The following is a 15013-nucleotide window of genomic DNA, read 5'->3' as shown; positions in this document are numbered from 1 at the left end:
GCCCAGATCATCGTTACCGGCTTCCCTCCCCGCCAGGCCTCATCTCCATGCAAGCGCCCAGCCCAGTACCTGCCAACGAGCCCTGCGGCATCGCATATCGAAGAACCCTTCGGTGGCGTGGTGGCGAGCGCGGCTCAATCATGGACAGCGTTGCCGAAGAAGTGCCTGTCGCGATGCTCTACAACGACAGTCCTTTCTCGGTGATGATGGCCAGCCCAACGGATCTGGAAGACTTTGCGCTGGGCTTTTCCATGACGGAGGGAACAATTTCTGATCCCTCCCAACTTCTCCGGATTGAAGTGAGGCCATCGCTGGAAGGCATTGAGCTGGCGATGGAAGTCACAGATAGTGCGCCCATCGTGTCAATGCCCAACGACGCCACCCGCAACCTACCCGGGCGTAGCGGTTGCGGGCTATGTGGAGCTAGTCGACTGGAGCAAGTGCTCAGAATGCCTTTGCCAATCGACCGACCCACCACCTACTCCGCCTTGGCGCTACGCGTAGCACTGTCCTCGCTAAAAGGGCTACAGCCAATGAACGAGGCTGCCGGCTCAACCCACGCAGCAGCATGGGTTCTCCCGGACGGAGCTATCGAAGTGGTACGCGAAGACGTGGGCAGGCACAACGCACTAGATAAGCTCATTGGTGCAATGAGGCGCTCATCGACTTCAACCAACGAAGGTCTCGTGCTTCTATCTAGCCGTGCTAGCTACGAAATGGTGAGTAAGGCCGCCTATGCAGGCATGGCGATCGTTGCAGCGGTATCGGCACCCACAGCCTTAGCCATAGATCTCGCAAAGGCCGCAGGGATCTGTCTTGTCGGTTTCGCGCGCTCGGATGGCTTCAACATCTATTCACACCCCCAGCGCCTACTCGATTTGGAAGCTGCACACCTAGCAGCCGTATGACGCCAGATGACGCCTGCCGTGCAATGAGCAAGGATCTCCGCCGATGAAATTGCTAGGCACCATCGGAACTTGAGCCGCTAGCCACCACCCACCCCCTATTGGGATCGTTATGGACGCCCTCCTCCTTTCCCGAATTCAGTTCGGCTTTCTCATCAGCTTCCATGTGCTCTTCCCTGCCTTCACCATTGGCTTGGCCAGTTGGCTTGGTTTCGTGGAATGGCGCTGGCTTCGAACCCGCAACCCGGTGTGGCGGGATCTGTTCTTCTTCTGGCAGAAGATCTTTGCCGTGTCCTTCGGCATGGGCGTGGTAAGCGGTATCGTCATGGCGTTCCAGTTCGGCACAAACTGGCCTCGTTTGAGCCAGATCGCCGGAACCGTAATCGGCCCCCTACTGACTTACGAGGTCCTGACAGCCTTCTTCCTGGAGGCAAGTTTCCTCGGAGTGATGATGTTCGGCTGGGGGCGAGTATCACCACGCCTGCACTTCTTTTCCACATGCATGGTCGCACTTGGAACGCTCTTTTCAACGTTCTGGATTCTTGCCTCCAACAGCTGGTTGCATACGCCTGCGGGCTACGAAATGATCAACGGAGTGGTCCATCCGGTTGACTGGTTCGAGGTTGTGTTCAATCCATCGTTCCCCTATCGACTGGCCCATATGGCAATAGGGTCATTCATAACAACCTGCTTCGTGGTGGGTGGTGTTGGCGCCTGGTACCTGCGGCGTAAGGAGCACGTCGAAGCCGGCCGCAAGATGCTTGGGGCGGCTGTGATATTTGCGGCCATTACCGTTCCTGTTCAGATTTTCGTGGGTGACATGCATGGTCTGAACACCCTCAAGCACCAGCCGATGAAGATCGCAGCGGTAGAGGCTCACTGGCATCAGGGCCAAGAAGGTGAAGGAGTTCCGCTGGTCGTCTTCGCTGTACCAAATGAGAAGGAAGAGCGGAACGATCTTGAGATCGCGATTCCGCGTGTTGGCAGCCTCATCCTGACTCACTCCATGGATGGAACCTTCGCACCGCTGACATCCGTACCGGCGAGCGAACGACCTCCGGTCACGCCTGTGTTCTTCGCATTCCGGATCATGGTTGGGATAGGCACCCTCATGCTACTGCTCGCCTGGCTTTCTGCTTTCACCCTGGCCCGCCGTAAGCTGTTCGATTCCGGGGCCCTGCTGCGCGCTTGGAACTGGATGCTTCCAAGTGGGTTCGTTGCTTTGGTGGCCGGCTGGTTTGTCACCGAGATGGGGCGCCAGCCTTGGATTGTCTATGGCGTTTTGCGAACGGCTGATGCCGTGGGACCGCAAACGGCCTGGATGACAGCGATCTCACTCGCGGTCTATGTCGCTGGATATGCGTTCGTATTTGGTTGGGGCATCTGGTATCTGGTCAAGATCCTCCGACATGGCCCACATGCCCAAGACGGAAGTCCGTCGCTAGAGGGTGGTGATCGCACACCTGCACGGCCTATCTCGGCCGCTGATCAATCTCTCTGAGGAACGCTGACATGGACTCGATGACCTGGTTGCCCATCGCCTGGTTCGCCGTCATCAGCTTCGGCGTCCTGATGTACGTCGTCCTCGACGGCTTCGTACTCGGTATTGGCATTCTCGCGCCCTTTGCCGAGGATGAAGAGCAGCTCGATGTGATGATGAACACCGCTGCCCCAATATGGGATGGCAACGAAACCTGGCTGGTGCTCGGCGGAGCCGGATTGCTAGCAGCGTTTCCAACAGCCTATGCAGCGCTTCTTTCGGCCCTGTACCTTCCAGTACTTCTGCTGCTTGTATCATCGGTTTTCCGGGGGGTCGCCTTTGAGTTCAGGTTCAAAGCCCATCGCTCCAAGAGGCTTTGGAGCGTGGCTTTCGGCCTTGGCTCGCTTCTGGCCGCGTTCTCTCAAGGAGTGATTCTTGGCACGGTGGTGCAAGGCGTGCCAATGACTGGTGACACCTACGCTGGCGGGCCATTCCTATGGTTCAGCCCCTTTGCCATGCTTACCGGAGCAGCCTTGGTTGCCGGCTACGCCTTGCTTGGAGGCACCTGGCTAATCTTGAAGACCGAGGGGCGAACCCACGCACTTGCCAGGCGCCTGACCCGCCCCCTGGTGGTCGCCGTGATCGTGGCCATGGGGCTCGTGAGCAGCTGGCTGCCGTTCCTTGATCTGCGACTAATGACTCGCTGGTTCAGTGACGGGAATTTCTGGTGGCTGTCCCCCGTCCCCCTTCTTACGCTCGCCGTGGCAGTGGCGCTGTGGCGCGCGGAGAAACGCCCCACTCATGATCTTGCCCCTTTCCTACTGAGCCTGTCGTTGTTTGTCCTGGGTTACCTAGGCCTCGTACTCGGCATGTGGCCGTACCTGCTCCCCCCGGCATTGACGATCTGGGATGCAGCAGCGCCAGTGTCGTCGCTTGGCTTCAGCCTGGTCGGCTTGGCGGTCATGCTTCCTGTCATCCTGGGCTACACCGCCTGGTCATACCGCGTTTTCCGCGGCAAGGTGAGTGCGAGCACGAGCTATCATTGAGCGTGATATGCCGCCCATTCGCCTGAAGTGGAGAATGGGCTCAACTAAAGCCCGGAAAGGGCGAGTGGGTTCGGTGGCGGCCGACTCATGAACTGAATGTCACTGGACTATCTTCAGCTAAGCCGAAGGTCAAATGCCACCGCCTCTGGCCCTCGACTTGACTCAATCAGTTAGCCAATACGCCCGGCCTCCCAGAATCGTGTATCGCCCTAAGACACACAGGATGTGATGAGTGGGGCCTTCAGCCGACCCTGAATCGTATGCCTTCGGATCGAACTGACTTGAAGGAAAGTCGATGATTCACGGTGAGGTGGTAGAAGAACGCCTCACACCAACGAAGTCGCCTAGAAAGAAGGACTACATCATGTATGGGGCCGCTACGAGATAGCCACCTGACAAGAGTGAGTGGGTCCCTTCCCGACAGCATGGGGCTAAGTAGCTCAACAGTAGAGCCTCTGGCCAACGTGCAAACCCACGGCCGTACGGATCTTAACCATAGGTGGAAGCCCTCCCGCTCAAGCCTACGCCTTTCAGCAAGCTCCGCTCTGAGCTGACGCCGGCGAACTTGGCGGGCTATCTCCAAGTGTGGCGAGTACTCCCCCTTGCCATGATAGGCAACCTTCAGGACGTAGCCCCGGGCCCTGGTAGGAATCGGTGAGTACGAAGCTCGAACACGCGCAAAGAAGTACCCCGCGAAAACGGCAGTTGCGACGAGAACAACATGAAGTTCGCTCGGGGCGATACGGTATCCACTCGCGGTGAAGAACTGGACGCAAACAAGTCCATCACAACCCGTAGGAATCAACGTTCGATACAACGTCGTCCCGGGAACATACAAGAGAAAAATGAAGCCATAGGCGCACCATTTCCAGCAATGAACTCGCTGATCCAGCACCGGCTCCCAACTGAGCTCTCTTTTGGGGCGGCGCAGAACGTAAGCGCCAATGAAGAGCAGCGAAGGAACGCCCAATAGCAGCAGCAGGTCGATGATCTTCTGAATTGAGTACATGGCAGGGTACTTAGAACGTCGCTCCGGAGCTCCTGGGCAAACGGGATGCCATCGACTGGATTCGTGGCCGGGACGACCCGCCAGGAGTCTGGACAGGGCTGTATCGGCCGCGCGACATGGAACTTGAACCACTGATTCGTCCATGCTCAATGGCCTACTCGCGCTCCTCGGCATAGCACGGCTCCCCAAAGAACCTAGAACACCGCTGGAGGAAGCGACGGGACTTTCACTCACAACTCCAGCGCAGCCACGGACAGCAGTGTGGCGATATCTGAAGATCAGATAGACGCGGACTCGCCTCGCTGCTATGCTGGTGAGCTAGGCGAGCGATCTGAGAGACAAGTGGCCTATGTTGTCACCCAACCGACCCTCATTTCGCATTGGCCAGAGTTGGACGATTTCGTTCGTTCAATCGGCCCGTTCTTAGCCTGCGCCTGGTGCGCACTGGAGCGCTCAAGGACCGTAAGCGGGCCTGTTGCCGCCGAGGGCTTGGCCTCAGCCGCACTCGATACGCTTGCCTCACTTCGCGTACTGCAGCGCATTCCCATCGCAGCCCCCAATTCCGGGGCGAGGTCCTTGTATGAGCCTCTGGCATGGACCTATCAGGCCGCTTGGTCACGTCAGGACGTGAGTCTGGAGGCCAGGTTGACCAGTACGCTTACCCGATGGGCTGCCGAATGCCCGTCCACTGCCAAACGGACCTTGGGAACCTCGCTCGCAGAGAGCGAAGCCCGTGCATACCTGGCCAACCTGCTACGCAAGTATCGGCTATCTCCCACGCTGGGCAATGGCCTGAGATCGACCCAGCTCCCGGAGTGGAATGCACTGAGCTTGGGACGCAAGAGGTATGTACTGTGGGCCGGCATGCGCAACGTTGCGTCGGAGTTCCTGAAAGCTGATCTGGACGAGGAGGCCGCCCGTCGGGTACTTGATCGAGAGATCAGCAGGAGATGCACTTGGCTCGTTAGCCGAGTTCAATCGGGAGCACTTGGCCCGACTGACTTTTGCTTCGTGCCAGGCCATGGCTGGCGTCAGCCGTTGATCTTGGACGTGGCAATGGAGACGTTTATCCCTCTGGGCAGACAGTACTGGCTGCAGCCAAGTAGCGACTGGAGGCTTTAGCGGATACTCTCCGCGCCGCGTCCACTAGTGGGCGCGCGACCCAGCGAATCCGGTGTCAGCGGTCGACTAGATCGCGTAGGTATCGGTGGCGCCAATAGCCAGGGCTGGCCTTGAACGACTGATGAGCTCGCCACGCGTTTGATCTGGAAGGGCAACTACGAGCGCAGTCCCTGTGCCCATTGCTGCAGGAAATCCTCCTGGACAGCGGTCTCGATGGCACCCGGCCTGACACGTCGCACCGAGCCAATGGCAGCCTGCGCTGTTCGCTCAGCCCCTGACTGCAGTAGAAGCATCGCTGCGACAGTGCCGGCTCGCCCCAGCCCACCCTTGCAGTGGACCACAATGCGCAGGCCCGAATGCAAACTCCGAACGAGCATTGACCCCAGTACTGGCCATCGTTCGAGCAACCTCTGGTCAGGTGCTGCGCCATCCGTGATTGGAAGGCCATGCCATGAGATGCCCTGCCCTTCAACCACTTGAGGCAAGCACTCGATCCGCAACTCACTGAACTCCCACGGCTCGAGTAGCGTGATCAGGTGGCTGGCTCCCCAACACTGAATCACAGAGACATCCACATCGATGTCTCTCGCCCATGCCCCCGTCATCGCAACTTCTTGGTACTTACCTGGCGCGAAGGTCACACCAATTGCCCCTCCCCTTTCGCCAACCGGGAGTTCCGCGATAGCTAAAGGGTGGGTCAAACTTGTTCGAATCATGTCGGATCTCCTGAACGACAGCCCATTCCTATGCAGCAACCGGCGCTGCTGGCTGGAAGAGCTGCACCCGCCAACCCACTCACTAAGCACACCAACTACAACGGAACAACCAATCGTTCCTTCAGCATCTCAAGGGCCACTTCCAGGCCGGCGTCATCCGCGTCATATGGAGCGCCGAACAAAGAGACCTCAATCCAATAGCGCTCCTGCCCCGGATGGATGTAGTCCGCGTGATCGTCCAGCAACAGCGCTGCACCCAGGATCGGAGACACATACCGGAGGTCCTTCGTTGCCCCTCCCCAGAATGTATATGGCAACTCAGCGAACCAGCCTGGCGCGCTCCCTTCCTCGACCAGCAGCCGCGAAATCCTGCGGAAAGCTGCCTCAGGGACCGTGGTGTAGATGACCAGATGCTCGAAGAGTTCATGAGCGACCTCAAGGAACTGATAAAGCCCTGGGCGTGGAATCTGGCTGACAGCATTTGAGATCAGCGTCCCCTCGAGATCGAGAGCAAGGATGGTCGGTCGCATTGAGCGCTAGGATCCTCATCAGCAGTTGGACACTTGGATCTGGAGCGTTCCGCGCTGCGCTTGGTCATCGGACGCAGTTGCGGAACGCCAATGAGTCAGATATCTGAGAACTTCTCGGCTTGCTTAAGCTGATTCTCCAGAGACTGGATCTTTTCCCTATAGTTGGCAGCTATGTAGGGCTTGTCATTGAAGTCCAAAGCCGTCTGAGGAATTAGTTCGAGCTCGACTCGCGTTGAAGACGCTTGTCGAATTGCCAGTGTCGACCACGCATCATCACCTTTTACGAAGCCAACATTGAAGCGCGCCGTGACGCCGCGGCTCGGCTTGAGGCCATCAATCGATCGGAAGTCGCTGTGCACCCGCGACTTTGCCGTGGGCTGAGCTTCGCCATTGATGTAGAGCGTCGCCGCCCAGCTGGCCTGGCTGAGCGCCAAAGTTGAGCTATTCGCAATTCGCGCCTCAATGACCGGCTTCGGGCCAAAGAAGCTGTCCTCGATCCGTAACGTTGCGCCACTCGCACGCACTCTTTCTAGTTCGGTGATCGTCGGCCGCTGCGCGTTGGCCTGCTCCTGCAGAGCAAGAATTTCTTTTGGATGGGCATCCCTAATCTGCTTGATGTGCCCCCTAACCACCTGTCTTATAGATGCATTCGGGTAGGCCTTGTTCAGCTCAGCCAGATCAAGGCCGGCAACGGCCCAGTTGAAGGCATCCCGCTCATGGGCACTCAGCTCGGCGTCAATTGCGTCAATCGACGCTCTGTATTGCTCCTGCGTGCCGTCAGTGACCAACTTCCTGTCTACTGGACCGCTGCAGGCGGCAACTAGGACCGTCAGAGCAAGCAGCAAGCCCTGCCTGCCCCAGCCAGCTGCGTCGCGTCGACGTTGTTCTTTGATCATGCCCTTCCCCTGTCAATGAGAAGCACAGGATATCTGGTTTTTAGATATCGGAGAACTGGATATAGCTTCTGAAGCCGCTCAACCAGGGTGCGGCCGTGGCCAAGACAATCCATCGCAAGGAATACGCCGCCCTGATTGAGACCGTCAGAGACGCGCGCTTGGCTGCTGGCCTTACCCAAGTACAAGTGTCCAGCAAGCTGGGGCGCAGCCAGTCGTTCATTAGCGATGTTGAGACAGGGAAGCGCAGGGTTGACGTCGTGGAGCTTAGGGACATAGCGCGCCTGACAGGCCTATCCCTGGGCAAGCTCATTGCCGACTTTGAGAAGCGACTCAAAGACTGACTTTACTGAGCTAAGGCTCAGTCTTCTTCAGATGCGTACCACTAGGCTCACGCCTAGTGCCCACCCCACTATCCCGCTCAACGAGCATGCGACCACTTTGAGCAAATGGCTTCTTGCCAGTTCTGGCTACACAGGACTGGCTGGTCAAGTGGTGGCCTCCAGCGCACCATCCGAGCTAGAAGGGAAAGCATTCATAAGCCCTGTCGGCGCGCTTGACTGACGATTCCTTCGCAATAAGAGGTTCAGCGCTTCAAGGAAATCCCTTTGGGGCGACCTCTTCGTACTGACCATAGCTTAAAAGGCTCGGCATGCATTGCAGAACCAGCATGCGCATCTCCCCGCAAGAACAGTGACCTCCACCGCGCGGCTAGCGTTGATACCTCTCCCTTGTTGACGCCACTTCAAGGTAACGAAAGATCCTGGAGGCGCATCTCACGGCTCATCAACCATGGGATGCGGATGCTCAACGTCAACCAGCATGTCGACAGAACGCATGAACTTCAGAAGCACTGCGCCCAGAGGCTTGATGCGGGTGTAAGGCGAGCTTCCGATGCTAGAAGTGGGCAGGACTTCCGCCACGCATGCCGCTACCGGACTGATTGGCGCAAACTGCTTGAGAGTTGCAACCTCGCCGTGACAAACATCCTCCGGCACGTCCAGCAGCCCAAGAAACAGGTCGTCAATTGCATCTTGAGTCGGCAAAGATCCGCCGAGCTCAGTCCCAGCCAGCTGCGCGAATGCTCCTTGCCTTGTCAGATCATTCACGAAAGCAAGATAGTGCGAGTGAAACCGGGCGAAGAATGTATCCACCCCACCTGTGCGAGGAGTCACCGGAAGCATGCACGGATAGTCATCTGCGAAGAATACCCCCTTCGCCGAATTGCTACTAAACGCGCTGGAATCCGTATTGCCAAGTGGAAACCCAACATCCTTTGGCAACAGCGATCCCCTACGAAGCCTGACCACCCGCTGCTCCATCAACAGCTGGATTGCCGTGCATGCGTCGGGGCGCAATCCCCAAACAGCACAAAAACGAATAATTGCCCAGCGTAGTGCATCCCGGACATCTACTGCAGTCTCGAGCCTACCGCTGTCTATAGCTAACAGATAGTTACACGCACACAGGCCTATCGCGTCCAAGGAGCCACCTTCGGCCACGTTGAACATGGACTCCAAGGCATCTACCCGACTTGGCGCATAGCTGCTGAGGCCAGGGAGATTGTGATGAGAAGCCACCAGGCGTTCGGTGATGGACGGCATCAGTAGCCCAAGACGCTCCATTAGTGATCGACGTACGCCCCGCAATTGCTCCGCAGTGGGAGCCTCTGTGCTGCAGATCATCCAGATCGGATGCTCGAAGGCCTCCTTTGCAGCCGCGAACGCTGGATCCCCATGCACCGAGTCAATCAAGTATCCACCAGGACCGCGTAGCTTCCCTGGATGATGCCCCTTGCTGAAGAACCGGTAGAAGGATCGGGGACGACCGTTGGCCGCTTGCGCGTGTATATCGAGCCCAACTCTAGGCAAGAGCAACTGATCAAGATCATCCCAGGTCAGTCGATCGCCATGCAGCCTTCGCACAACGCAGGCCCACACGCTATTGCGGACGACCAGCGCCACGTCTGTTGGAATCTTGCCACGAGGCATACTTATGGATCTTCTGAAGCGGGACTAAAGAATCCCCTAGAACTGGCTGCAATTGTGCATGATGGGGTCCAACGGTAGCTAGGAGTTGCGTCATGCCTATCCAGAATCCAGAAGCAGCAGTCTCCACCGAACTCAGTCGCGAGCTGCTAGAGCGGCATGGGGAGCTCATGGGCGGCAGCGACCTCCAGCGGAACCTTGGCTTTCCAAACGGCCGCACCTTCGGCCGAGCCGTCCAGCGTGAACTTTTGCCGGTTCGCACCTTTCCGCTGCCAGGTCGGCGGGGGTTGTTCGCCAAAACGCGAGATGTCGCTGAGTGGCTGAACTCGCTGTAATTCCTGAGCACGCGAGCTGAGGCCGAAGCCAAAAGGCCCGCACCACTTCTGATCTGCTGAAACTCACCTAGGCGCACAGTGCGCCCCTGAACGGCTTGACGCCAAAACTCCAGCTTCAAAGGAGGCATTTAGCCCCCCAGTTCATCAAATCTCCGACCCCGGAAATGAAATCGCCCCCGCAGCAACGGGGGCGATAGCCTCTCGCCGGAGCGAGAGGGGGTGAAGCTCTACGATAACGTATGTAGGCTCCCGCAATTCCGACTTCGTGTCAAGCGGCAAAGCTGCTTGAGCGGGCATCTGCGCGCTCCGACTGCCATCGTATGGCAATCGGCACGGCACCCCATGCCCGAAATCCCCAATGACCCTGCTGGCCATTGCCGCCAGTACCGAGCCTCATTCTCCGAGGCCAACCGGGAAGTCGATCGATGAAGATCCAACACTCAGCTGACCATGCATTGAGTCATCCCTCAATCGCGATTGCGCAGCGCCACTCCTCGACCATGCGAACTGCAGTCATCCACAAGGAGGCAGCATGAGCAACCACGCGACCAATCCCGTGAGCCCGTTCCAAGGCGTAGCGTCTGCACGCGCCTCCGACCCGCTCCACAATGGGAAGGATCGACCGCTGGCCCCCCGTGAACTAACCGCTGGCCAGATCAAGAGGGGGGACATCTTCACCTTCTTTAGCCCGAAAGAGAACCGGACGGTTACCGTACACGGCCCCCTGCAACTCGCGCTTCGACTGCAATTGGAGTTTGATCCATCAGTGGCGGCCGTGACCGAGAGGCCTCGGTCCATCCCGGTAGGACTTGACAGCATGGAACTCCATTTCTGGTTTCAGAGGCGCGGAGGCCAGGAGATCTATGCAAACGTCATTCCGAATTCGCAGACAGTACCCGGCGTGGATGGCAAGCGTCGTCCTCGCGAGCTGGACCGGCTTCGTTCAGCAGCCAAGGATGCAGGCATCTCTTTGTGGCTAATCACGGAGGACGAACTCAAGGCGCCCGGCGGCAGGAATGAGCTCTGCTACCAACTGCTCGGGTTCTGCCAGTCAGCCAAGGATCTGGGGAGCAGCCTGGCGTTGCGACAGGAAATCGCCGCGACCATCGAGCGAAGCGGCAGCATCAGTGCAGATGAACTCATCCATGAGCTCAGGCACCACCCTCGAACTCACATTCAGGGGGTCGTGGCTGAGTTGCTTCACGTCGGATTTCTGGCGACCGATGCATTTCCTCGAATGACGGGGCGATCAAGGATCTGGAGGGCCGACCCATGAGTTCCAAGTTCAATGCCGTCGACCTCGAGTCGATCCGGGCAACTCCAAGGCCAAATGGGATCGTACTTCCAGCTGATCAACAGTCGGAATTTCAAGCCCGCCTGTCAGCACTCACCAGCGTCCTTGATGGGGCAACCTTGGTCGACGCAGCCCTTCGATGGGGCGTGCCGCGAAATACCCTCTCTCGAATGATCCGGACCGCACTGCTCTTCGACGAGAGCGGTCATCGAGTCGGATACCGAGCCTGCATTCCCTATGCGCGATTCAGCGTGTCAGATCGCAACAACTCGGTCGTCCCCGATAGTTCACATCCGTTCGCCATAGATGCTGTCCTGCAAGCGATCCCCGAACTCGGCGATGCAGTCGCAAGATTCAAGGGCGCCTTGCCAACACAGTCCAAAAGGAGCCCCGCGTTCGACAGGCTGCATTCCCAGTTCGTGAAGGTGCTGACTGGGAAGGGCTTTCAGGCCATGTATCCGCTCAACATCCGTGACAAGGGAAGACGAGCACTGACCTCCCTCATAAAGCGCATCCGAGGCACAAAGAGCGAAAATGAGATGCTCTTGGCTGCGGATGAGCCTACTTCCACCCGAATCGAGAACCTACTCAGCATTCGGCCATTTGATCGAGTTGAGTACGACGAGCATTCCGTCGACATCGACGCATGGCTGGCCATGCCGATGGCGGACGGCTCATTCCGGCTAGAGAAGATTAGTCGGATCTGGCTACTGGCAGTTGTTGATGTCGGGAGTGGCGCCATCCTTGGTTGGGAAATGGTGCTTGGCCGGAAGTACGAGCAACACGATGTAGTCAGCCTGTTCGCGAAGATCATGAGCCCCTGGCAACCAAGGGATCTGAGCACGTCGAACTTGAGCTACTCGACTAGTGCATGGATGCCGTCGATCTACCTAGTGGATGAGGTAGTGATGAGAAGCGCAATGATCGCAATGGACAACGACTCATCCCATCACGCCAAGATGACAGTCCGAAATCTCATTGATCATCACAAGGGAATCCTGCACTTTGGACGATCCGGGATGGGCGAAGGTCGCCCCTACATCGAGGCTCTATTCAAGAAGATTGAGAATGGCCTGCTGCGCCACATCGCCGGCGGCTTTGCTCCCGCAACGCAAGTGAATGAGCGTCAAGTCACTACAAAGCTTGACGGGAAAGACCACCCCATTCTCCTGGAGGTCTTGAAAGACCTCATTGACACCTATGTTACCTCGCACAATGTGACGAGCCGGTCCACTCGCGAACCCAGGTCGCCCAAGCGAATCATTGATGAGCATCTGGCATCTGGGGAGTGGGTGTGGCATGCACCTGGCACCGAAGATGACGTGAGAAACATGACCGTTAGGCGGATGAAGGTGACCATCAGAGGCTCCAGAAGGAGTGGTGTACCTCCCCTCGTCTATCTCGACCACGCTAGGTACAGGTCACCAACACTGTCTGGACAGTGGCACCTGATTGGGCAGTCATTTGACGCAACCTACGAAGACTGGCGAGACATTCGCAAGCTGACCCTCTGGAGAGGCGGTAAGCGTGTACTCACACTTCACGCTCTCGCCCCATATGCGAGCGTGGCCCACACGCTGTCGATCAGGAAGCGCGCGGCACGCTGGGCGAAGAGCGACGCGTCACGGGAGCCCGGTAACTACTGTTTAGCCGACAACATTGAGGCCTATCACGCAGCCGTCCGATCGGCGGCCGCTGGCGTCAGGGACAGCGCCTCGCTCATGGCAGCTGGCGATGTGCCCAAGCCACCTTCCACGACCAACAGTCAGGGGCAAGGCTCTCCACTGATGGGAATCCGCAGGGCCACGTTCAACACGAGGCTCCGCTGATGAAGGCCCCGGCGAGCCTTGAGAACCACCCAATGCACGCGCGACATCGCCCCAATATCCAGACTCTCCCCTTACTGCGAATGGCATCTGGATTCGCCACGTGCCTGGAGTATGGGCGGCCGAGCCTGAGGATCATTGGCGATGGCCGGTGTGGGAAGTCAACTGCCACGCGAATACTTGAAACCACCACTTCTTGGCGACCATTTCCTATTGGATTCCTCCGGATGGTCGTCGGAAAACCGACTACCCCTAGCGAAGGCAACTTCTTCCGCGAGGTCATCCTTGGACTGGGCATGAGGGCAACAACCGTAGCCAGCCCACAGGATCTCCTCCTCAGGATCATCCGGGCAATTGAGCAGGAAGCCGCTAGAGCATCGGCCGACGTGGTCGTGATTGCGATCGATACGGCTGAGCAGCTCACGCTCAAGGACTACGCCCACCTTGCAAAGCTTCAGAACCACTTCCTCGGATCATCAGTGCAACCGTTCTTTCTCTTCATCCACCAGAGCAACAGCGTGATTGGAGGCGCAGACGATCTTAGTCAGCTGGCGCCGCCACATCTGTATGGCCGATTCTTTGTCGACAGCCATCCTTTTACCGGGCTTCTCTGGGACATCCCGACGGAGGACGCTGACGTGCAGGACGCATGTGATGTCGCCTTGGCATTTCGCCAGCTTGACCAAGTTATGAGGTGGCCGGACGAGGGAGGAAAGACCTACACCGAAGCATTCGCACCCTATGCTTACAGCGTTGGCTGGCGCCTTGAGAAGGAGACCGAAGCGATACGCGAACGAATTGAGAACCTTGCCAATCAAGGCAACTATCCCGTTCCCAAGGATTGGCTCATGGCCTCCTTCAACCAGTTTGTCTACCACCTACTCACCAAGATCGCTGCTGGGCGCAACGATTTCGAAGGGCTTACTACCCAGCACATTGATGAAGCTCTCCTGCGCAGCGCATACGCCGGCTTCGAAAGCTCAAGAAATAGGGCCGTAGGCAAATGAGGAGCGGCGCTCAGCTGGTCGGCGGCAACCTCCGACTTGTTCCATACCAATCGGCTTTTGGCTGCGTCGCGAGGCTATCGCGACTGAACCAGGCCAGGCGGGTCACGGAGTACTCACAACTCCTCGGAATCAAGCCAAACAGAAACATCAACCTGCTCTTGAGCCTGACGACCTCGCAAGTACAACAAGAGGCACTCTCTACAACCCTTGGGATCGAGACTCCGCCCGAGTGGGACTTGGCGGCGTGGTATCCGTTCATGACGGACGACCCGAGACTGCCCTCCCATCTCAGGTTGAGGTACTGCCTTCCTTGCATCAGACTCGGGTATCACACCACACTGCATCAGCTGCCCTGGATTTCCACGTGTCCCTGGCATGGCGTTCGCCTGCGCCAGAGTTGCCCACGATGCAATGGATTTCCGGTGACAGTCGCTGGCACGCCCACGAAGTTGCTCACCTGTGCGTGCGGCTTTGACCTTATGAATGAGTCGGCTTCCGCCTTGCAGAGACACCCCCACCCCAATGCCACGGCGTATCTACAGGCCTACCTCAACTGGTGTGCGGAGCAAAGGCGTACAAGTCGGCTGATCGTAACTCCAGGGGTACACGTTGATCCCAGCAGGATTTCCAGCCTTGTGGACCTTCCTCCTGGCCTGGCGCTACGCCAGGCCAGGAGGGTCTGCAACGCTAAAAGGTACAGGCTCACGACACACCCAGATCAACAATCACCACCAGCAGGCGCAGATACAGCACTACGTGCAAACCATACGGGCTCTGAGGACGACTCAGGCCCAATCCTCCGTTACATTGACCAGAATGCAGCCAGAGGTTCCCGACGAGGTCGATCAGATCAGGCCTTTAG

At 57.9% G+C, this 15013-nt stretch carries 12 protein-coding genes; 8 read left to right on the top strand and 4 right to left on the bottom strand.

The window, feature by feature from the left end:
• The first annotated feature begins 47 nt into the window (after window positions 1-47).
• The 3 genes from fdhD to cydB all read left to right on the top strand — a co-directional run bounded on the left by fdhD (window position 48) and on the right by cydB (window position 3431).
• Complete coding sequence (gene fdhD / locus ACZK3J_RS11140; RefSeq protein WP_026070516.1) at window positions 48-908, top strand: formate dehydrogenase accessory sulfurtransferase FdhD; 861 nt, start codon at window positions 48-50, stop codon at window positions 906-908.
• Window positions 909-1017: 109 nt separating this feature from the next.
• A complete protein-coding gene (locus ACZK3J_RS11135; protein ID WP_017354500.1) occupies window positions 1018-2406 on the top strand; it encodes a cytochrome ubiquinol oxidase subunit I in 1389 nt (462 codons plus the stop codon).
• 11 nt (window positions 2407-2417) lie between these two features.
• Entirely contained in the window at window positions 2418-3431 is a 1014-nt protein-coding gene (gene cydB / locus ACZK3J_RS11130; protein WP_478476943.1) for a cytochrome d ubiquinol oxidase subunit II, read from the top strand.
• A gap of 2286 nt (window positions 3432-5717) precedes the next feature.
• Here cydB and ACZK3J_RS11125 read toward each other — a convergent pair.
• The 3 genes from ACZK3J_RS11125 to ACZK3J_RS11115 form a co-directional block, all read right to left on the bottom strand.
• Window positions 5718-6167: a phosphatase domain-containing protein gene (locus tag ACZK3J_RS11125; RefSeq protein ID WP_017354502.1), complete on the bottom strand. Its 450-nt coding sequence runs from the start codon at window positions 6165-6167 to the stop codon at window positions 5718-5720.
• Between the two features lie 206 nt (window positions 6168-6373).
• Window positions 6374-6808 carry an NIF family HAD-type phosphatase gene (locus tag ACZK3J_RS11120; protein WP_017354503.1) on the bottom strand — a complete coding sequence of 145 codons (435 nt, stop codon included), beginning with the start codon at window positions 6806-6808 and terminating at the stop codon, window positions 6374-6376.
• A 95-nt stretch (window positions 6809-6903) separates the two neighbouring features.
• Window positions 6904-7704 carry a hypothetical protein gene (locus tag ACZK3J_RS11115; protein ID WP_017354504.1) on the bottom strand — a complete coding sequence of 267 codons (801 nt, stop codon included), beginning with the start codon at window positions 7702-7704 and terminating at the stop codon, window positions 6904-6906.
• A gap of 95 nt (window positions 7705-7799) precedes the next feature.
• Between ACZK3J_RS11115 and ACZK3J_RS11110 the strand changes: the two genes are divergently transcribed.
• A complete protein-coding gene (locus ACZK3J_RS11110) occupies window positions 7800-8045 on the top strand; it encodes a helix-turn-helix domain-containing protein (protein WP_017354505.1) in 246 nt (81 codons plus the stop codon).
• Window positions 8046-8477: 432 nt separating this feature from the next.
• Here the strand turns inward: ACZK3J_RS11110 and ACZK3J_RS11105 are convergent, their stop codons facing one another.
• Window positions 8478-9305 carry a hypothetical protein gene (locus ACZK3J_RS11105; protein ID WP_049421696.1) on the bottom strand — a complete coding sequence of 276 codons (828 nt, stop codon included), beginning with the start codon at window positions 9303-9305 and terminating at the stop codon, window positions 8478-8480.
• A gap of 479 nt (window positions 9306-9784) precedes the next feature.
• On the opposite strand from ACZK3J_RS11105, the gene ACZK3J_RS11100 reads away from it, so the two are divergent.
• From ACZK3J_RS11100 to ACZK3J_RS11085, 4 genes are all read left to right on the top strand, one after another.
• On the top strand, window positions 9785-10024 hold the full coding sequence (locus ACZK3J_RS11100) for a hypothetical protein (RefSeq protein WP_049399270.1): 240 nt from the start codon (window positions 9785-9787) through the stop codon (window positions 10022-10024).
• Window positions 10025-10556: 532 nt separating this feature from the next.
• On the top strand, window positions 10557-11300 hold the full coding sequence (locus ACZK3J_RS11095; RefSeq protein ID WP_017354507.1) for a hypothetical protein: 744 nt from the start codon (window positions 10557-10559) through the stop codon (window positions 11298-11300).
• Entirely contained in the window at window positions 11297-13147 is a 1851-nt protein-coding gene (locus ACZK3J_RS11090; protein ID WP_049399271.1) for a hypothetical protein, read from the top strand. Before ACZK3J_RS11095 ends, ACZK3J_RS11090 begins: the two co-directional genes overlap by 4 nt.
• Window positions 13147-14151, top strand: coding sequence for an ATP-binding protein (locus tag ACZK3J_RS11085; protein ID WP_332840906.1), 1005 nt, complete (start codon window positions 13147-13149; stop codon window positions 14149-14151). Before ACZK3J_RS11090 ends, ACZK3J_RS11085 begins: the two co-directional genes overlap by 1 nt.
• Window positions 14152-15013 lie beyond the last annotated feature (862 nt).

The organism is Stenotrophomonas sp. 86428_Sma (assembly GCF_056481585.1).
Note: the sequence above shows the minus strand (reverse complement) of the source record. Positions and strands in the feature narration are given on the sequence as shown.